This is a genomic window from Longimicrobiales bacterium (genome assembly GCA_028823235.1).
Taxonomy (GTDB): Bacteria; Gemmatimonadota; Gemmatimonadetes; order Longimicrobiales; family Gaopeijiaceae; genus UBA2589.
Map to the genome: position 1 here is coordinate 62,718 of JAPKBW010000001.1, position 18,571 is coordinate 81,288.

The 18,571-nt window shown below is 62.3% G+C and carries 18 protein-coding genes; 6 read left to right on the forward strand and 12 right to left on the reverse strand.

Annotation, left to right across the window (positions count from 1 at the left end; translation table 11 throughout):
- Positions 1-14 precede the first annotated feature (14 nt).
- The 9 genes from OSA81_00220 to OSA81_00260 form a co-directional block, all read right to left on the reverse strand.
- A complete protein-coding gene (locus tag OSA81_00220; protein ID MDE0897415.1) occupies positions 15-479 on the reverse strand; it encodes a c-type cytochrome in 465 nt (154 codons plus the stop codon).
- 217 nt (positions 480-696) lie between these two features.
- Complete coding sequence (locus OSA81_00225) at positions 697-1,479, reverse strand: tetratricopeptide repeat protein (GenBank protein MDE0897416.1); 783 nt, start codon at positions 1,477-1,479, stop codon at positions 697-699.
- Positions 1,476-3,263, reverse strand: coding sequence for a BatD family protein (locus OSA81_00230; protein ID MDE0897417.1), 1,788 nt, complete (start codon positions 3,261-3,263; stop codon positions 1,476-1,478). Before OSA81_00230 ends, OSA81_00225 begins: the two co-directional genes overlap by 4 nt.
- Before the next feature lies 1 nt (position 3,264).
- Positions 3,265-4,068, reverse strand: a complete 804-nt coding sequence (locus tag OSA81_00235) for a tetratricopeptide repeat protein (GenBank protein MDE0897418.1) — start codon at positions 4,066-4,068, stop codon at positions 3,265-3,267.
- The gene (locus OSA81_00240) at positions 4,065-5,096 is read right to left on the reverse strand and encodes a VWA domain-containing protein (protein ID MDE0897419.1); all 1,032 of its coding nucleotides are present in this window, start codon (positions 5,094-5,096) and stop codon (positions 4,065-4,067) included. Before OSA81_00240 ends, OSA81_00235 begins: the two co-directional genes overlap by 4 nt.
- On the reverse strand, positions 5,096-6,076 hold the full coding sequence (locus tag OSA81_00245; GenBank protein ID MDE0897420.1) for a VWA domain-containing protein: 981 nt from the start codon (positions 6,074-6,076) through the stop codon (positions 5,096-5,098). The genes OSA81_00240 and OSA81_00245 overlap by 1 nt, the downstream gene beginning before the upstream one ends.
- Positions 6,076-7,107, reverse strand: coding sequence for a hypothetical protein (locus OSA81_00250; protein ID MDE0897421.1), 1,032 nt, complete (start codon positions 7,105-7,107; stop codon positions 6,076-6,078). Before OSA81_00250 ends, OSA81_00245 begins: the two co-directional genes overlap by 1 nt.
- Before the next feature lie 2 nt (positions 7,108-7,109).
- The gene (locus tag OSA81_00255) at positions 7,110-7,985 is read right to left on the reverse strand and encodes a DUF58 domain-containing protein (protein ID MDE0897422.1); all 876 of its coding nucleotides are present in this window, start codon (positions 7,983-7,985) and stop codon (positions 7,110-7,112) included.
- 43 nt (positions 7,986-8,028) lie between these two features.
- Complete coding sequence (locus OSA81_00260; protein ID MDE0897423.1) at positions 8,029-9,030, reverse strand: MoxR family ATPase; 1,002 nt, start codon at positions 9,028-9,030, stop codon at positions 8,029-8,031.
- Between the two features lie 111 nt (positions 9,031-9,141).
- Here OSA81_00260 and trxA point away from each other — a divergent pair, with 111 nt between their 5' ends.
- The 5 genes from trxA (at position 9,142) to OSA81_00285 (ending at position 13,516) form a co-directional block, all read left to right on the forward strand.
- On the forward strand, positions 9,142-9,519 hold the full coding sequence (trxA, locus tag OSA81_00265; protein ID MDE0897424.1) for a thioredoxin: 378 nt from the start codon (positions 9,142-9,144) through the stop codon (positions 9,517-9,519).
- Between the two features lie 244 nt (positions 9,520-9,763).
- Positions 9,764-10,009, forward strand: a complete 246-nt coding sequence (locus tag OSA81_00270; GenBank protein ID MDE0897425.1) for a hypothetical protein — start codon at positions 9,764-9,766, stop codon at positions 10,007-10,009.
- 18 nt (positions 10,010-10,027) lie between these two features.
- A complete protein-coding gene (locus OSA81_00275) occupies positions 10,028-10,339 on the forward strand; it encodes a hypothetical protein (protein ID MDE0897426.1) in 312 nt (103 codons plus the stop codon).
- A 340-nt stretch (positions 10,340-10,679) separates the two neighbouring features.
- Complete coding sequence (locus OSA81_00280) at positions 10,680-11,822, forward strand: FAD-dependent oxidoreductase (protein ID MDE0897427.1); 1,143 nt, start codon at positions 10,680-10,682, stop codon at positions 11,820-11,822.
- Positions 11,823-11,839: 17 nt separating this feature from the next.
- Positions 11,840-13,516, forward strand: a complete 1,677-nt coding sequence (locus OSA81_00285; GenBank protein MDE0897428.1) for an amidase family protein — start codon at positions 11,840-11,842, stop codon at positions 13,514-13,516.
- A gap of 285 nt (positions 13,517-13,801) precedes the next feature.
- Here OSA81_00285 and OSA81_00290 read toward each other — a convergent pair whose 3' ends face one another.
- The 3 genes from OSA81_00290 to OSA81_00300 are packed head-to-tail and all read right to left on the reverse strand — an operon-like array spanning position 13,802 to position 16,928.
- Complete coding sequence (locus tag OSA81_00290) at positions 13,802-14,731, reverse strand: ketopantoate reductase family protein (GenBank protein MDE0897429.1); 930 nt, start codon at positions 14,729-14,731, stop codon at positions 13,802-13,804.
- Positions 14,728-16,416 carry a dihydroxy-acid dehydratase gene (gene ilvD, locus OSA81_00295; protein MDE0897430.1) on the reverse strand — a complete coding sequence of 563 codons (1,689 nt, stop codon included), beginning with the start codon at positions 16,414-16,416 and terminating at the stop codon, positions 14,728-14,730. Before ilvD ends, OSA81_00290 begins: the two co-directional genes overlap by 4 nt.
- Positions 16,413-16,928 (reverse strand): hypothetical protein, encoded by a 516-nt coding sequence (locus OSA81_00300; protein ID MDE0897431.1) that lies wholly within the window; start codon positions 16,926-16,928, stop codon positions 16,413-16,415. Before OSA81_00300 ends, ilvD begins: the two co-directional genes overlap by 4 nt.
- A 377-nt stretch (positions 16,929-17,305) precedes the next feature.
- Between OSA81_00300 and OSA81_00305 the strand changes: the two genes are divergently transcribed.
- Positions 17,306-18,562, forward strand: coding sequence for a pyridoxal phosphate-dependent aminotransferase (locus OSA81_00305; GenBank protein MDE0897432.1), 1,257 nt, complete (start codon positions 17,306-17,308; stop codon positions 18,560-18,562).
- Positions 18,563-18,571: the final 9 nt, after the last annotated feature.

Genomic DNA, 18,571 nt, shown 5'->3' on the forward strand with positions numbered 1-18,571 from the left:
TGATCGTCCGCTAGCTACTTCGCCGTCCAGGCGATCCAGTAGTCGTCGATCGAGTCATCGTCGGTCGCGAGTTCGTCATCTCCAGCAGGCAGATCATTCAGCCGCAGGATGTAGGTCAGGACATCTGTTACCTGCTGCCGTGACAGACTCCACGGATCGTCGTAGGGCATACGGTCGTTGATGTAGTACCAGAGCTGGAAAACCGACTGCGCCTCCCAACGGCCCTGGAATCCGGTGTCGGTCCAGTCCACCGCGTCGTGGCACTCCGAGCAGGTGGTTCGGAAGAGGTCCTCCCCACGATCGGCCTGAGCCATCGTGAAGATTCCGTCCGCGGTGGTCGGCTCGGCGGCCTCCTCTAACTCGGGCCCCGGCTGCGCGGGGGCTGGCGTCGGCCCGGATCCTGTTCCGGACGAACATGCTGCGAGAAGAGCTACCGCAAAGGGCGCACAAAAAGTGCGAACGGTCCTGGCCATCGGCATGCGTGTTTGGGAGGGTCCGCCCGTGAGCGGAGTGGCGGCACCGTTCAGTGCCTCCGTGCTCTTTTCAATCTAGGGGAACCCGGCGGGAGGCCGAAATATTGAAGTTCCCGACTAAGACCTGAGCCAGTCTAGCGCCTGAGTTCGAATCGTCGGTAGCCACGAGTGCGCGAAGAGCACCACGGCGCAGATCATGATTCCGTTCCAACCTCGTGGGCACTCAGATGCCTTCCATCGCGTCGAGCGGCATCCAGCCGACCTTGCCATCGTCGAGCACTACCTCGGCCCATGACCCGGTTCTCTGGTCGATACGGAGGCGTGTGCCCTCGTGCACTTCAAACAACGTCAGGTCGTCGTCCTCGGCAGGGGCCGAGCGGACCGCGACCACCGCGGCCATTACAATCGCTCGGTCCGGAGTCCCGATGCCGAGTTCACGCACGACGAGGTTCAAACCCATGACGGCGACGACGATCACTCCGGCCCGTGAGGACCACCGGGCGAAGCCGGCAACAGCGTCTGTCCTCGCGAGCATGCCGAGCATGAAGCCCGCGGCAAGCGTGAGCCAGCCACTCGCGACGGACGCGATCAGAATTGGGCGAGGCAGCAGTCGCACCCACCAATCCGCCGCGGAGAAGGCCCAGAAGGTCGGCAGCGGCTCGACGGCATCGACGGTCAACGACCTCGCGAGTTCCAGATTGGCGCGGGTGTCTGCGTCACCCGGAGAGAGAGACAGTGCACGTTCCCAGTGCAAGATCGACCGGGCGAGGTCGCCCGTCTTGAAGTAGGCGTTCCCAAGGTTGAACTGGAGCCCCGCGCTGGTAAAGCCCGCCGCATTCACAGCCTCATAGGCCTCAAGCGCTGTACCGTACTCCCCCGCCTCGTAGGCTTGGTTACCCCGTGCAACGATCTCTTCCTGACCCGCGGCAGACCCGGCAGCCATCGACAGGACGACCGAGCTAAGCAAGAGGCCGTGCACCCACCGGACCGGCATGAAATCGGTCATCGGAATCCCCTGTCGAGCGTGGTCATCAGGGCTCTAGCCCGTTCCACGAATCGCTCCTTCTCGCCCGCACTGCTCGTCGGCGGAGCAAAACGCTGCCGGTCGCAGTCGTCGAGGCAACTCCGTAGTTCGTCTCGAGTGTCGTCCGAGATACCTGCCCCTGCGAGTGCCCCATCGACATCCATCGTCTGGAGACCAGCTTCGGCAAGGTTCAGACGGTCAGCCACGAAACCTCTCATAGCGCTCGCGACCTCTGCATAGAACGCCCGGCTGTCATCGCCTATGGCGAGTCGCCGGGCCTCTGCGAGGCGCTTGTTGGCCACACGCCCCGCAAGCCGCCCGCGAGCATAGGCCACGTCGCCTGCGAGAAGCTCCTGATGGCGCCGTAGGGCGGCGGCTCCGGCCATGCCCGCGAGCGGGAGCAGGCCGAAGATCCAGAAGCCAGCGGACAGAAAGAGCGACCGACCGGTCGGCTGCAGGTCGAGCCTCCCCAGGCGAATGAAGCGGATATCCTGTCGCAACTCCGAGACACCACCTCTGCTCAAGGCGGCAGGTCCTTCGACGACGGTACCGGCCACGATGATCGGGACAGGGTCGGTCGCAGCCGACCGATAGGCTCCGGCTGCCTCATCGAAATAGCCGAACGCCAAAGTCGGCAGTTCACGCCTTCCCGGGGCCCGCGGGATCAGAACCCACTCGAACGTCTTGCTGCCGGTGAGGCCGTCGTCGGTGGGGGTGATGGTCTCTGACACTTCCGGAGGAAACACCTCGAAGTCCGACGGGAGATCGAGTATGGGGACCGTGAGTCCCCTGAAGTTCCCTTCACCGTTCACTCGAACCGTCAGCGTTACGGCATCATTGGCATCGACGGAGTCTCGATCCACCGACGCAACCGCACTCAGGCGACCCACTACTCCGGAGAACGGGTCAGGTCTGCCACCGGGAAGGGGGCGGACATCGATGGTGAGTGAATTGGAAACCACCGTGGTCGCCACAGAAGTCGTCCCGAAGGCCGAGTTTCGTCCGAAGACCTCTCGAAACGAGTCACGGGGGTTCCGTACCTGTACCTGCGCCTCAACCTCGATCGGCTCGATCGTGAGCGACCCTGCGCGAGTGGGCACCAGCGCGACCCGCCTGACGACCGCGGTGGCGTACTGCACGCCGTTTCGAATCAACTGTTCAACCGCAGCCTGCCCCTGCGGAGTAGCGTCTTCGACCCAGAAACCCTGCGGCTCAGGGACGTTCGACATCCCAAAATTAGTGACGTCGACCCGAGTCCAGATTCGATACTCGACGACGAAAGGCTCTCCCTCCAACACAGAGGTGCTCGACGACTCAGCCGTAATGAACAGATCGTCTGGACCGAGGCCGGTCGCTGGATCCGGGCCGACGGGTGTGGCCGACACCGTTACCTCGATCGGGGCGGTGGAATAGATCTGTCCGCCCGCTGCCACATCAAACGACGGAATCTCGAAGCCTCCCTCGGTCGAGGCCTGAAAACGATAGAGAACCGTAAGGAAGACCTGAGTTCGACCCCCGACCATGTTCACCGAGGATTGGGTGCTGCTCCCAAGGTATTGGGCAAAAGACGAGAGATCGGGCAACGGAGGGTCACGTCTCACGTCCTGCGTCCCCGTGACCTCGACGTTCAGCGAGAACTGCCGCCCAAGTCCGATCTCCCCCTCCGGTGTCACGTACGCACGCACCGCGACGGTCTGCCCCACGGCCGCGACAGGGAGGAAGGTCATCAGGGCGATGACCACCGAAGAGAGAAGGCGAAAGCTCATGTTACCAGGGCTTCCGTGGCTTGCGTCCACGAGCGGACGCGGGCTTCCGGTTCACGTCCTCCGGGTCCTCCTCAACTGCGTCGAGAAGGCGTTCGGCCTCCTCTGGAGTCATCTCTCCTTCCTGCGGTTGCGGTTGCCCTTGCCCCTCAGGCGGAGGCTCATCCCCATCCTGAGGATCCTGTGGTTGGTCCTGAGGATCGTCCCCGGAGTCGTCCACCGACTCATCCTGATCCTGCTCGTCGTCCTGCTCTTGGTCCTCGGGCGGCCGATCGCCTGGCTGGGGTTCCTGATTCTGGTCCTGCCCCTCGTCGTCCTGCTCTTGATCATCCTGCTCGTCGTTCTGTTGCTGATCTTCCTGTTCCTGCATCTCCTCGAGAACACGCTCGAAGTTGTGCTTGGCATCACCGTCGGCGGGATTCAGTCGCAGTGACTCCTTGTACGCTTCGAGGGCCGGTTCAAGTTGCTGCTGACGATACAGTGCATTCCCCAGGTTGTACCAGGCCGCACTCGCGAGCGCAGGGTCACCGGTTTCAATCGCATGCTGGTACGCCTCCATAGCTCGCTGGTAGTCGGCGTCCTGGTAGAGCGCGTTTCCATCGTTGAACGGGATCACGGGTGAGCCCGGTGCCTCTGCCATCGCCTCGAGGTACTTCTGATGCGCTTCGGCGAAGCGGCCGTCCTGGTAAAGACGATTGCCCTCTTCAACACGGACCCGACCGGCTTGGGCCGCTCCCGCAGTCGGCACTGACAGTCCAGCGAGGACGAGAGCCAGCACCCCGCCCCACCGTATTCCGATCTTGCTCATTCGAACCTCCCAACCCATTCGTGTCCGGTCGCGCGACGGTCAGAAATCAACATCGATGCGACAAGTAGGAGCAGCGCGAGTCCGAGGAAAATTTGATACTGCTCCTCGAACCGTGTCACCTGCCGAGCCTCGATCTCTTCACCTTCGCCGCGGGCGATCTCCTCGATCAGGTCGTCAATCGCGGTCCCACTTGCGCCAGCCTGGACGACGTTGAAACCACCAGCCTGTCGAAAGCTGTCGACTACACTGGCGTCAATCCGTGTCGTGACGACACTGCCGTCTTCATCCCGCAGAAACCCCTGCTGTGTTCCCGCGTCATCAAACACGGGAATCGGAGCACCCTCCGCGGTTCCGATGAGCACCACATGTGCCGTGACACCGAGGTCACGGAGCCGCTCCAGCTCAGGTCCATACTGGCCCTCGTGGTCCTCGGCATCTGTGATGACAATGAGGACGCGAGCCTCTCGGGCCCCATCTTCCATGGCGTCAGCCGACACCCGCAATGCCTCGCCGAGGTCCGTGCCCTGCACCGGCATGAGATCCGGGTGCATGGCACTCAAAAACATCGCGGCTGCACGATAATCCACAGTCAACGGACTCTGGACGAAGGCGTCGGCAGCAAAGGCGACAAGACCAATACGGTCCCCGTTCAACCGTTCCATGAGCTGCAAGACGAACAGTCGTGCACGATCGAGCCGGTTCGGTATGACATCCTCCGCGAGCATCGACTGTGAGAGGTCAACCGCGATGACGATATCCTGCCCTCGAGCCGTGACCGTCTCCAGTCGGGTCCCGAACTGGGGACGAGCCAGAGCAACAACAAGCAGCGTGACCGCCAGCAAGCCGGATACTGCCTTCCAGCGACGTGCCGAGTGATGGACGGACGCGGTCAGGCGCTCAACCAGCTCTGCATCAGCGAACTGTTCGAGCGCCCGCGCCCTCCCTCGGGCTGCACTGAGGAAGAGGCTCGCGAGCGCGGGGGCCACGAGAAGAGCCCACAGCCAGTCGATATCGTTGAAACGGAACATCAGGGGAGCCTCCTCAGCACGGTCTGCGCGAGACCGAACTCGGCGACGAGCAGGAGAAAACCCAGCCCGAGCGGCAGTGGGAACTCCTCTCCGAACTGAGTGAAATTCTCGACTTCGATCTCGGTGCGCTCAAGCTCGTCGATCTCGGTATAGATAGAGGCGAGGCTTTCGTTGTCCGTCGCCCGGAAGTAGCGCCCACCGGTCAGTTCGGCCATTTCCTGCAGCGTCGCCTCATCGATGTCCACACGCATGTTCGCGTAGCGTGTGCCCCCAAGCGGATCGGGCACCGGCACCCGGGCCGTGCCCTGCGAGCCTGCACCGATCGTATACACGCGAATGCCCAGCGCCTGAGCCATCTGTGCGGCAGTTACTGGTCCGATCTCACCCCGATTGCTTCTGCCGTCCGTCAGGAGCACGACGACCTTGGACTCTGCGGGAGACGCTTGCAGCCGCTTTACGGCGGTCGCGAGTCCCATGCCAACCGCGGTGCCATCCTCGATCATACCGACATCGAGTTCGTCGAACAGAGACTGCACGACAGCGTAGTCAAAGGTGAGTGGCGCCTGTGTAAAGGCCTGGCCAGCAAATGCCACGAGGCCGATGCGGTCGTTCCTCCGACCGGCAACGAAGTCGATACCGACTGCCTTGGCTGCTTCCAGGCGGTTCGGTTCCAGATCCTCCGCGAGCATCGAGCTCGAGACGTCGAGCACCATGACGATATCGATGCCTTCGGTGAGCACATTCTCCGTAGTGATTCCGGTCTGAGGTCGAGCGAGCGCCACGATGAATGCTGCCAGCGCCAAGCCTCGCAACGTCGGCGGCAGAATCGCCATAACGCGGGCCTTGCTCACCCCTGCCGCCTGGATGTCCGACACGGCCGAGTAGCGGATTGCTGGCCGGCGGCGGCGTGCCCGCACCCAGAACAGAACAGGAAGCGCCACCAGAAGGCCAAGTACGAGTGGGTCCTCGAATCGGAACATCAACTGGTGATCTCTGGCTCTGCTTCGGGCACAGCCTCGGGTTCGCCCACGGCCTCGGCCACTGGCTCAGCCACCCGATCCGCCACGGCAGCGAGATCTTCGGGAATCCATAAGACGGATGCCTCGACAAGCTCCCTCCCCCTAGTGACCACCTGCTCCGAAGCAGCGTCCGTGGGGCATACCTTTGCAAACTTCACGAGGTCGCACTGGTCCAAGAGTCGGCGCAGATCACCACAGAACTCAGCACCCACTCGGACTCCTCCAAGGCCGTCGATAATCTCCCACGTCGTCATCTCGAGAGCCATCACTTGATACCGAGCCTCGATGAATCGGCGCAGAATCATGGAGACCTCGATGTGGTATTCCTTGAACTGGCCATGAGCCAGCATCGGCGATGCTTCAAGATCGGCAAGAGCTTCAAGCGCGAGCTCATGGGCTGGGCGCGGCGGCGGCCCGGCGGCGGCTTCTTCCGTCGACCTCGATGCGCGCCACTTCCGGTAGCCCAGCGCCAGCGCCAGGACGAGCAGGATCAGCACAAGTAGCCCGAGCGCGATCGTGATGGCGCTCAGGGGAATCATGAACGGTCCCCGGATCTCCCGGATATCGCCCGACTCGTCCGCGCCGACGGATACGACCTCGACGCCGTATCGATCTGTCCCGAGGGTCTCACGGCCGCCGTCAGGCGAAAGTACATCCAGCGAGAACGAAGGCACTTCGACTTCACCGAGCTCGAAAATCGTGAGCACGAAGCTCGCCGCTGAGATCGAACGGTCCCCTGCCTGTTGCCTCGGGTGAGCTGTCGCTCCGATCACTTCGAACGGCGAAAGGTCGATCGAATCAGGCCACGACACGGTGGCATCGTTCACGTGCTCCACCGAGACCGTCAGGGTGAGGCGATCACCTACGGTCACCAGCGTCGTGTCCAACTGGGTGTTGATCCGAGACTGGCCGGTCAGGGGCCCTGCCAGCGCGGCCGTAGCGATCAGAACGAGGCCGACGCTCCGGCTTATCGAGAGAATGGTTCCGCGCATGGCTACTGACGCCTCGCCCGATCCTGAAAGAAGCGCATGAGCGGCTTCACGTAGGGCTCTCCCGTCTCGATGTCGATGACGTCCACCTTGCTCTTCCTCAGTGCCCGGTCGAGCCCCGCCGCCCTTTCAGTCACCTGTCGCTCAAAGTTGGACCGGAAGGTCTCGTCCGATGTGTTCACGACGACCCGGTCTCCGGTCTCCAGGTCCTCCAACTCGAGATAGCCAAGCGGAGGGAGGGTGCGCTCGCGGCGGTCACCGAGTCTCACGGCGATCAGGTCATGCCGGCGACCGGCAACAGCCAGCGCCCTGTCGAAGCCTTCGTCCTGAAAATCCGAGACCAGGAAGGTCACGGCCTTCTTCCGCTGCACATGGTTGAGGTATTCGAGTGCCACCGTGAGGTCTGTGCCGCGCCCCTCGGGTTCGTGAAAGAGAAGCTCGCGCAGTACACGGAGCACGTGCTTCCTCCCTTTTCGGGGAGGCACGAATTTCTCGATACGGTCGGAAACAATGATGAGCCCAACCTTGTCGTTGTTCTTGATCGCGCTGAAGGCAAGCAACGCACAGATCTCGACCGCGACCTCTCCCTTCCACCGACCTCTGCTGCCGAACTCACCGGACGCGCTCACATCCACCACAAGCATGACCGTGAGCTCGCGCTCCTCTTCGAAAATCTTCACGAATGGGGCGCCCGCACGCGCGGTGACATTCCAGTCGATGCTGCGAATGTCGTCGCCGTACTGGTACTCCCGGACCTCGGCGAAATTCATTCCGCGGCCCTTGAAGACCGAGTGGTACTCGCCGGAGAACACCTCATTTACCAAGCCGCGGGTCGAAATCTCGATCCGACGCACCTGCTTGAGGATCTCCCGGGGGATCATTCGTTCCCCCTCATGGAGCGGTCAGTCATTGCGCAGCAGCCCGTCAGGGCACTTCAACCTGATCGAGGATGCGTCGCACGATGTCCTCGGGTGTGACCTCTTCGGCCTCGGCCTCGTACGTAACGAGAACGCGGTGCCGGAGAACATCCATTCCCATTGCGCGCACATCATCCGGTGTGACGAAGCCCCGGCGCTGCAGGAAAGCGTGGGCGCGTGCAGTCTTCGCCAGACAGATCGTCGCTCTGGGGGAAGCCCCGTACGAGATCAGCTCGGTCAGGTCTTTGAGGCCGTACGCCGCAGGGTCGCGTGTGGCCAGGATTAGATCGACGATGTAACGCTCGACCTGAGAATCCATATAGATCATCTCCGTCGCAGCACGAGCGCGAAGAATTTCGTCCGGCTTAACGACCGGCTTGACCTTGTAAGACCCACCGGCGGACATGCGGCGCATGATCTGAAGCTCTTCATCACCGGTCGGATACTCGACCGAGAGTTTGAGCATGAAGCGGTCGATCTGAGCCTCGGGGAGAGGATAGGTACCTTCCTGCTCGATCGGATTCTGCGTGGCGAGAACCAGGAACGGATCGTCGAGCGGATAACTGTGCTCACCGATGGTCACCTGTCGCTCCTGCATCGCTTCCAGCAACGCCGCCTGCACCTTCGCCGGGGACCGGTTGATCTCATCGGCCAGAATGATGTTGGCGAAGATGGGCCCCTTCTTCGTCTTGAACTCTTGATCTTTCGGATCGTAGATCAGAGTCCCGATGAGGTCTGCGGGGAGGAGGTCAGGCGTGAACTGGAGACGTCGGAATTTCGTGTCGATCGCTTCCGCGAGCGTCTTCACGGTTAGCGTCTTCGCGAGTCCAGGCACGCCCTCCATAAGAACGTGTCCGTCGGCGAGCATGCCGATGAGCAGCCGTTGCACCATGGTCTGCTGTCCAACGATGACTCGGCCGACCTCCGCCAGAAGGCGATCGACGAACGCTGACTCCTGCTCGATCTTCTGTTGAATGACCTCGATGTCGAGGCTCTTGGTTTCGCTCATTTCGGTTGTCCGGGATCCTTGTGGAATTCCGAGTGATTACAGGCGTGGTTGGCCGCGATATGGTAATGGATGCACACCACGAGGAAAGGGTTGGCCGACCCTCAACACAGGATGAGCGAGATGTTCTTCAAGAAGCGATCTCAGGGACCTGCCGCGCCGGTGCTGCACGCATACGACGACGACTTCGAGCAACTGGTGGGACCAGACTCCGGACTCGTAGTCGTAGACTTCTGGGCGGTGTGGTGTGGTCCCTGTCGGATGATGGAGCCAATCCTCGACGAAGTGGCGACGGAATACGCCGACCGTTCCGTCCGTGTGGTGAAGGTCGACACGGACCAGGCGCCGAAGACGGCTGAGATGTACGGAATCAGGTCGATCCCCACGATCATCTTTTTCAAAGATGGCGAGCCGCTCTTTGAGATGGTCGGAGCAATTCCAAAGCCGGTCCTGCAGCGTGAAATCGAAGAGGCGCTCGCCGTCGCGGGTTAAGCTTCAGGCCTCGATTACGCACGAAAGTGTGATCCCCGAGGGACACATGGGAATGTGTCACATTCAGCACAACTCGTTGTACTGCAACCTCTTGTACTACATTTCACAGCTTGGCACGACCACTGCACTTCCCCAGAGCAGGCGGATGGCCGGTGCACGCACCAGCGGGCATCAGGCGGGAGGGTCCCGCCGCTCACCACCAGAAAAACGGACCAGGGAGTCCGTTCAGGAAAGGGGACGTACCATGAAACACGAACTCATTACGCTTCTGATCGGTGCTTCGTTCTTCGCGTCGGACGTGGAGGCGCAGCGCAACCGAGACCGAGACAATCAAACCGGCAGGGACGACCGCGACGGTCGAGTGGAACAGCTCAAGCCCGTACATGCCCGGGGCCGAATCGCACCTCGGACCGTCGTCTACAGTGGTGGCCGTCCTTGGGACGGCCTTAGGCGAGTCGTCTACAGCAACAACCGGCACAGGCGGTCCTAAGCACCTGCCCACGTGTGGGTGCGCGCCGACTGGGGGGCCAGGCAGCCCTTCGCCGTTCGTGCCAACCGGACCGTCCTGAATCAGCGTGACCTGAGAAACGTGCTGGGCCGTCGGACGGTCGACATGGTGCACGACTCCGGTCGTCGGGCTGGTCTCCGCGGCTCGCTTCGCGGGCACTGGGTCGAGCAGCGCGGTCAGGGTCGCGTGCTGGTCGTCACAATGGATCGCGCCGACGTCGCGAAGTTCGTGGATTTTGACCGCGATGGCTTCGTTGACGACGTCTTCCTAGTCCAGGCGCGTGGGAACCGAAGGGTCGGGTACGGATGGTGAGCCATCCCGATCCCAACAGGAGCTGAAGCCCGGCAGACCTGAGGTCTGGGGGGCTCCTTTCGTTCACACGGTTTCGGGGCTTGTCGGCCGCCCTGCCGTCCGAGTCCGACACACACTTTCGTGTCCGCGACCGGAATCACCGACAGCGTCGTCAGGACTCTCACCGCTCGCGTCGTCGATCGGGAGCATGGTGGGCATTGGCATGGGCGAAGAGACTGGAAACTTGACAACAGATCAGCGTTGAAAATCATGCGTCGAAACGATGCCTCGTGTTGCGAGAAACGCTGGCGGGAACGAGAGTCCTCGCTCTTCTGCATCCCCACACGAGAGTCCGACCCACATGACCGGACACGCCTCGGACGTCGTCGTGATCGGCTCCGGCATCAACGGTGCTTCCTGCGGCTGGCACCTCGCACAGCGAGGGCTCTCGGTCACGGTCCTCGAAAAAGAGGCCGCACCGGCAATGGGTTCGACGGGCAAAAGTGCGGCAGGCGTCCGCGTCCAGTTCACCACAGCAGCCAATATTCGGCTCTCCCTGTATTCCTTGCCCATCTATCGGGAGTTCGCGGAACGGTACGGTCACGATATCGGATACCAGGACATCGGCTACCTCTTGCTGGTGCCTGAGGAGCGCTGGGAGCGACACTTGGAATCGGTAGCTCTGCAGAAGGAGCTCGGAGCACCGGTCGAGGTTCTGGATCCGCTCGAGGCACAGCGATTCGTCCCGTTCGAGCAGGAAGGACTCGCGGGCGCCACTTACGGGCCCTGGGACGGGGTCATCGACCCTCACATGGCTTGTCTGGCCTGGGTCGCGATGGGAAAGGAGGGCGGTGTAGACTATCAAATGAACACCGCGGTTACCGGAATCCGACGCTCTGGCACGGGATGGGATATCGAAACGACGGCCGGCTCATGGAGCTGTGGCCACATCGTGAATGCGGCCGGCGCGTGGTCGGGCGACTTGGGCCGGATGGCGGGCATCGACGTGCCGGTAGGTCCGAAACGAATTCAGATCTTCCTGAGCGCCCCCATATCCGACGACCGGACTTATCCGTTGACGATCGACTTAGCCACCGGGGTCTACGTCCGCGGTGAAGGTAACCGCGTGCTCTTCGGCCTCGACAACCTCGAGCAGCCGTTCGGATTCACGGAAGGAGTGGATGAGGCCTGGCTCGAGCACGTGCTCCTAACCGGGGTTGGCCGCTTCCCCTGGTGGGAAGAGATGGGTATCGACGTGAAAAGAAGCTGGTGGGGTTACTACGGTGTCAGCCCGGACAACAGTCCAATTATCGGTCCACACCCTGATGCCCCCCGCTGGATCGACGCCTGCGGCTTCTCCGGTCACGGGATCATGCACGCTCCGGCCACCGGGATCGCAGTCGCCGAATTGATCTGTGATGGACGCACCTCCACCGTGAATGTGGACCACTTTCGCCACACACGATTCGGGCAGGACGTCGCAGTCGAGGCGAACATCTTCTAGGAACTCAAGGACACGCCATGCGCTCACTGTATTCCGAATTCAGTCGGATGGGGACGCCCCTCGCAAGCCTGTTTGTGGCGACGGCCGTCCTAGCGGGGTGCGGACCCGCTTTTGTCATCGAGGAAGCCACGATCGCTGAGCTTCACGATGGGATGGCCAATGGACAGATCACGGCGGAGACACTGGTCCAGCACTACCTCGATCGTATCGCCGCCTACGATAAAAACGGCCCGTCGATCAATTCGCTGATTACTGTGAGCGACCTGGCCGTTGAGCGTGCGCGCGAACTCGATCGCACGTTTGCGGCGAGCGGCCTGGTCGGCCCGATGCATGGGATCCCGATTGTCGTAAAAGACAACTACGACACGTACGATCTGCCGACAACAAATGGGGTGCTCGCGCTCAAGGGAGCCATTCCCCCCGACGATGCGTTTCATGTCGCGCGACTCCGTGAGGCCGGAGCGATCGTGCTGGCGAAGGCCAACATGGCCGAGTTCGCGACGAGTGGAGCCTTTTCCGTGAGTTCCGTGCTGCCAGGCTTTTCCCGCAATCCCTACGACACGCGGAGAGTCACCGCCGGATCGAGTGGGGGGACCGCTGCAGCAGTGGCTGCGAACCTCGGGACCGTTGGGCTGGGCAGCGACACTGGAAGCTCGATTCGCGGGCCCGCTTCTCATCAGTCGCTCGTAGGACTCCGCACGACGATGGGACTCTCAAGCCGGGACGGGATCGCACCTCTCAATTCTGCGAGGGATGTAGGCGGCCCAATGGCTCGGACAGTGGAGGACGCGGTGCGCGTGCTGGAGATCATCGCCGGATACGACGAGGCCGACTCCGTGACTGCCCGAGGGAATGGTTTGCTGCCCGATGGCTACCAGCAATTCCTTCGTGTCGACGGACTCACGGGCAAGCGTATCGGGGTCCTGAGGCGCTTCTTCGAGGTCGCCGACGCGGAGGAGGACGGCCCGCAGCCGAGCCCGGTCGAGGACGAAGAGGACGAAGAAGATGAGGACGCAAAAGGAGAGGAGGAAGAGCGGGAGCCGAGCAGGGTCCACCCCGAGGTACTGGGGCTTCTGGAGCAAGCGCTCGTCGATATGGCGGCGAGCGGGGCGACCATCGTCGGGGACGTCGATATTCCTGGACTCGACTCGCTCCGCCGAGCGATTCCGAACATCCCCCGCTGGGAGTACGACCTGAATCAATACCTCGCGACCCGGCCTGAACTGGCCCGCGGAACGATGCAGGAGATTCTGGATTCGGGGGATTATCACCCGTGGGTGGCAGCCGGCTTGAGGAGGGCTGCCGAAGAAGAACTGGAGGGGACGCCCGAGGAGCACGAGGACTGGGCTGCCTATCTCGAAGCAACAGCGAATCTGCAGGACGCCGTGCTGGCTGCGATGGACGCGGTAAGTCTAGACGTTCTGGTGTACCCGACGTACAACTACCCGGCACGCCTCATTGGCGACCTCAACACGACCTACGGCGCAAACAGTGGCACCCTCTCGCCACCCACAGGCTTCCCAGCGTTCAGCGTGCCGATGGGGTACGTCGGAGGGACTCTGCCGTCTGGACTTCAGCTTCTAGGCCGGCCCTTCGACGAAGGCACGATGATCGAGATCGCCTACGCCTACGAGCAGGCGACGATGCACCGAAGACCACCGGAGTCGACGCCGCCGATTCCGCGAGCACGCTAGGAAGGCCGGTGCCGCGGAGGCAGACACCGAACTGAGCCCGATGATGGATGTTGTGGCGGAAGAAGAAAATCCTCATTACCGCGCCCTTCGGCATTCCCAGTGCTACCTCTCCATCTGCCAACTCTCTCCACCGTAGCACCAGAAGTACTCTCGATGATGCTGCGGGCCTCAGCCACGCTCGCATCGAACTGCGTGAAGATATCTTCCTTCGTGGTCAGAATGATCCGCTCAGAGCGGGCGTCAAGATCGAAGGTGTCTACGCACAGGACGACGGTCAGAAACCAATCACCCCGAGCGGTACACGGCCTCAGCCAAATGCACGATGAGCGTACCGGCCTCATGAAGAGGGGCACGGACGCCACCCTCTCGCCCGAGACGAACCACACATCCCCCGAGGTCGCTCATCTCCGTGCGCCGACGTCCATTCAGATCATGGATGACACTGGGAAAGAAGTCGTCGGGGAATTGGTCGAGCCGCTCATCGATGCGAGCTTCAGCGCCTTCTGGGATGGGCACACCCTGCGCGCGGCCCGTCGCCAGGACTTCGCCGATGGCCTGCTGTTGAAGCGACCGTCGGTAAGGGTGCGCCCGGACAGAGCCCATGTTCCGCTCACCCATCGCACAGAGGATCGAGAGCACACAGACGACGGACATTTTCTCCCAAAGCTCGACCCGGATGTCTTCCGCAGTCTCCACGCCGACCAGCGTATCGGTGAAGGCGTCCTGGACACGCTCCGACGGTGTTCCCTCGCTCTCGGAGGAAGGCGTAGGGACGACGATCCGCTGATGAGACGCCTTCCGTTCGACCACCCCTGGCTCGACTCGGAACGACGTCATGTACGCGACCCCGTCTATGATCTGTTCTGATGCAACGCCATGTGCGATCAAGCGCTCGCGGGCGGTCACTCCATTAAGAAGCGAAACGACAGCCGAACCTCTCTCGGCCAGGTGGCACAACTGCGGTGCGACCTCATCGAGCGAGTACGTCTTGGTCACGACGAAGGTCAGGTCGGCCGACTCGATCTCGACACCGGATGCAACGCAGCCGGGCCGGGCCGTGAAGTCGCCCGCGTGGCTCCGAACAAGTAGCCCGTTGGCCTCTATGGCGGTCCGGTGATCTCCTCGCGCCACCAGGGTGACCTCGTGACCTGCCTGATCAAGCACCGCGCCGATATAGCTGCCCAGTCCACCGGCCCCCACGACGACCACCTTCACAGGTCAGTCACACAGCCGAGAGACGCGGACGAGACTGAACGGATGTACTTCAACAGCACGCCTTGTTCGGCGCCAAGCTGCGGGGCGGCCCAATCCTGAGCCCGACGGCTCCTTTCGGCCTCACCCACACGCCATTCAATCGTGTTCGCCTCCGCGTCGATGACGACGATGTCACCGTCCTCGACGAAGGCGAGAGGCCCGCCCAACTGAGCCTCCGGCGTCACGTGGCCGATCACGAAGCCGTGACTCCCTCCCGAGAAACGTCCGTCCGTGACTAGGGCCACATCAGACCCGAGCCCTGCACCTATGATCGCCGAAGTGATCGTGAGCATCTCCGGCATGCCCGGTCCGCCCTTGGGGCCCTCATATCGAATCACAACGACATCTCCGGAAGAGACCAGCCCTTCTTCGAGAGCGCGAAGTGCCGCCTCTTCTTGATCGAAAACCCGGGCTGGGCCCGAAAAGTGGAGCCCCTCCTTGCCCGTGATCTTGGCGACAGCACCCTCGGGCGCAAGCGAGCCACGCAGGATACGCAGATGCCCCGTGGATTTGATCGGGTCCGCCGGATCGTGGACCACGTCTTGTCCGGCCGTGAGATCTGCCACGTCCTCCAGATTCTCGGAGACCGTCTTGCCCGTCACCGTCATGCAGGTGCCGTCGATGAATCCTTCGGCCAGCAGCAGCTTGAGGACTGCGGGCACACCGCCAACGCGGTGGAGGTCTTCCATAAGATACCGGCCACTGGGCTTCAGGTCTGCCAGATAGGGAGTTCGGTCACTCACCGACTGAAAGTCATCGATAGTGAGTGGCACGCCCGCGGCGTGGGCAATGGCCAGGAGATGAAGGACCGCGTTCGTCGACCCGCCCAACACGGTCACTAGCACCATCGCGTTCTCGAAAGCCGCGCGCGTCATGATGTCGCGGGGACGGAGGTTCGTCGAAAGCAGATCATGAACCGCGGCGCCCACCGCCCGACACTCCTCTTGTTTGCGACCTGTTGCAGCCGGGGTCGAGGAACTGAATGGAAGCGTCATGCCCAGAGCCTCGGCCGCAGCCGCCATCGTGTTCGCAGTGTACATGCCTCCACATGCTCCGGCCCCGGGACAAGCATTCTGGACGACATCCTCGAAGCGAGCCTCGTCGATCGAGCCCGTAAGAAGCTCCCCGTAGCTCTCGAACGCGCTGACGATATCGAGGGGCTCTCCGTCGAGTCGACCCGGCGCGATCGTCCCACCGTAGACCATGAGACCCGGCCGATTCAGACGCGCCATCGCCATGAGTGAACCCGGCATATTCTTGTCACAGCCAGGGACGGTCACGACGGCATCGTACCATTGAGCGGCCGCCACAGTCTCAATGGAATCGGCGATGAGATCTCGGGACGGCAGTGAATAGCTCATCCCGTCTGTCCCCATCGAGATACCGTCACTCACGCCGATGGTGTTGAAGCGCATCGGGACGAGTGCAGCCTCTCGCACGCCCTTAGCAATCGCGCCCGCGAGGTCGAGCAGGTGCATGTTGCACGGATTCCCCTCCCACCACATCGACGCGATTCCGACCTGAGCCTTATTGAGGTCGTCGGACGAGAGGCCGGTCGCGTGCAGCATGGCGCGCGCACCCGCCTGTGCTGGCTCCTGGGTAATCCGAGCGCTGTGACGGTTGAGCGTGGGGAGCTTCTTTGTCACGACCCCGGAATACCGCCGTTCGACGGTGGCGGGAGCACCCGAACCACTTCAAGTGTCGTCCCCTGCATGCACATGCTGGTCTCGACATATCGCGCCTCGACGACGACCGCTTCACCCGCTTCGAGTTCACCCACCTCACCGATCAAAGTGTAAAGGAACCCGTCGGTGTCTCGCATCGCGGGACACTCCACTCCCTCATCGGTCATCTGACCGGTTCGTTGCAGAAGGCCATCCGCGCTCGTGACGTGGAACGGTTCAGACAGACCGATGGGCGCAAAGATCGCGTCGAACGCAACAAGCAGAACCGCCCGGTTCGAAGGCGCAGTCTCCGGGATCGTGATCGTCCCCGACACCTCACCCCACATCCCCTGCTTGGCCTCGTGAAGTGCTTCGAAGCCGGTCCGAGTCGCCCCGACTCCCAGGTGGACCTTCGCCTGCAGAGGGAGGTTCTCAGTGAAAACGGTGACTTCGGTGCCCGGCGGTCCGAAGAGCGGGGAGACCTCCTGGATCATGCGCAGGGAGTCGGGCGCTACTCGGCGCTGAGCGGCGGCGTCTGCCGCGAACAGACATGACGCGGCGCAGACGCACGTCAGCAGGCAAAATCGGTTCCACTGCATTCGGCTCATCATAGCATCAGGCCCCTTGGATCAGCACGTGATTCCGCACGGCGAGGTGCCCCGGCGGTGATCATGAGCGTGTCGACGGTGGTGATGTAGCCCGCACGAGTGGCAACGACAATATGGTCGTCCCGCGGGAGCTCCCGGTCGAGCGAAGAGCATCGCCGTTCATGGTCTCGAAGAACGAACCGATCCAACACTCTGAATCCCGGCCGCCCGGGACCCAATCCTTCGGAGTTGACGACGAACCGCGCACTGTCGACGTTGGCGCGATGACCACACCGCCCGTAGCCCGACGCCTCCGCGAGGGCCAGCTCAAGAAGTCGCCGATCCGCGAGATCATGAAGCTTGCCGATCGTCGAAATATCATCGCGATGGGACTCGACCCCGACGACGTGATCTCCTTTGCCGGGGGATGGGTCAACCATGAGGCGCCCGACGGCCTAAGAGCCGAATACGCCCATGTAGCAAATGACCCACAGCTCTTCCACGAGCTGGGTGCCTACTCCCCGACCCGCGGCCTTCCGCGCTTCCGCGACATGATTCTCGCGGTCGATCAGGCGTTCTACGGGACGGAGGGCCTTGCCGACGAGCACCTCATTGTTGGCTCAAGCTCGACTCAGCTCACACATACACTGTTTTCCACACTTCTTGATCCAGGCGACCGAGTCGTTCTGTTCGACCCGTCGTATGCGAACTACGGTCCTCAGCTGAATCTCGGGCCGGACGGCGTCGAAATTATCTGGCTGCCGGTCTTCGATTCAGACGACTGGGCGTTCATGCCTGATCCCGAACAGGTCGTGGAGAATTTCTCGCACGTTCTGGCAGAGCACGCGCCGCGGCTGGTCCTCTTCTCGTCTCCTGACAACCCGACGAGCCAGCTCATCGGAGACGACGTCTTCTTCGAGATCGTGAACCGTGCGGCAGCCGCGAGTTGCTTCGTCGCGGTCGATTTCGCGTATCGGGCGCAGTGCTTCCAGCAACCCGAGCCAAAGTATTTCTCCGCGAGCCCTGCGGAGTTCCCGAACCTGATTCGGCTCCACTCGAACTCGAAGTGGTGTCGTGGACTCGGTCGCCGGCTCGGGTGGATCGAGGCGGCGCCTGAGGTGGTGAACGCCCTTGAAGTGGTGCAGCAGAGTACCGCGCTGTGTCCGGACTCGGTACACCAGTACGCGCTGGCCGCCTATCTAGAGAAGGCGCTCCCTGACGGCTCCCTCGCGACCTACATGGACGAAAGTCGGGATCTCTACCGCGCGGCAGCCGTGCACACGGTCGAATGTGTGCGGCGCCACATGAAGATGCCGTGCCTCGACGCGCACGGTGGCCTGTATACGGTCGCCGACGTGGGGCGAAACGGTGACGAGTTCGTCCGCGAAGTCCTGGCCAGCACTGGGGTCATTTTCGTACCCGGAAGCGGCTTCGGGCCGGCACTCGACAACGGCATCCGAATCTCGTTCGGCCCACTGGTGAACGACCTCGCCCGCATCGAGGAAGGGTTCGAGCGCGTAGGCGCTTTCCTCGGGAGCTAGCGATTCACC

Excerpts from the sequence above, each read along its gene's own strand:
- OSA81_00240 (MDE0897419.1), bottom strand. The coding sequence starts at position 5,096 with ATGTTCCGTTTCAACGATATCGACTGGCTGTGGGCTCTTCTCGTGGCC.
- OSA81_00220 (MDE0897415.1), bottom strand. The coding sequence starts at position 479 with ATGCCGATGGCCAGGACCGTTCGCACTTTTTGTGCGCCCTTTGCGGTA.
- trxA (MDE0897424.1), top strand. The coding sequence starts at position 9,142 with ATGAGCGAGATGTTCTTCAAGAAGCGATCTCAGGGACCTGCCGCGCCG.
- OSA81_00270 (MDE0897425.1), top strand. The coding sequence starts at position 9,764 with ATGAAACACGAACTCATTACGCTTCTGATCGGTGCTTCGTTCTTCGCG.
- OSA81_00225 (MDE0897416.1), bottom strand. The coding sequence starts at position 1,479 with ATGACCGATTTCATGCCGGTCCGGTGGGTGCACGGCCTCTTGCTTAGC.
- OSA81_00235 (MDE0897418.1), bottom strand. The coding sequence starts at position 4,068 with ATGAGCAAGATCGGAATACGGTGGGGCGGGGTGCTGGCTCTCGTCCTC.
- OSA81_00305 (MDE0897432.1), top strand. The coding sequence starts at position 17,306 with ATGACCACACCGCCCGTAGCCCGACGCCTCCGCGAGGGCCAGCTCAAG.
- OSA81_00250 (MDE0897421.1), bottom strand. The coding sequence starts at position 7,107 with ATGCGCGGAACCATTCTCTCGATAAGCCGGAGCGTCGGCCTCGTTCTG.
- OSA81_00245 (MDE0897420.1), bottom strand. The coding sequence starts at position 6,076 with ATGTTCCGATTCGAGGACCCACTCGTACTTGGCCTTCTGGTGGCGCTT.
- OSA81_00280 (MDE0897427.1), top strand. The coding sequence starts at position 10,680 with ATGACCGGACACGCCTCGGACGTCGTCGTGATCGGCTCCGGCATCAAC.
- OSA81_00260 (MDE0897423.1), bottom strand. The coding sequence starts at position 9,030 with ATGAGCGAAACCAAGAGCCTCGACATCGAGGTCATTCAACAGAAGATC.
- OSA81_00285 (MDE0897428.1), top strand. The coding sequence starts at position 11,840 with ATGCGCTCACTGTATTCCGAATTCAGTCGGATGGGGACGCCCCTCGCA.
- OSA81_00230 (MDE0897417.1), bottom strand. The coding sequence starts at position 3,263 with ATGAGCTTTCGCCTTCTCTCTTCGGTGGTCATCGCCCTGATGACCTTC.
- OSA81_00255 (MDE0897422.1), bottom strand. The coding sequence starts at position 7,985 with ATGATCCCCCGGGAGATCCTCAAGCAGGTGCGTCGGATCGAGATTTCG.
- OSA81_00300 (MDE0897431.1), bottom strand. The coding sequence starts at position 16,928 with ATGATCCAGGAGGTCTCCCCGCTCTTCGGACCGCCGGGCACCGAAGTC.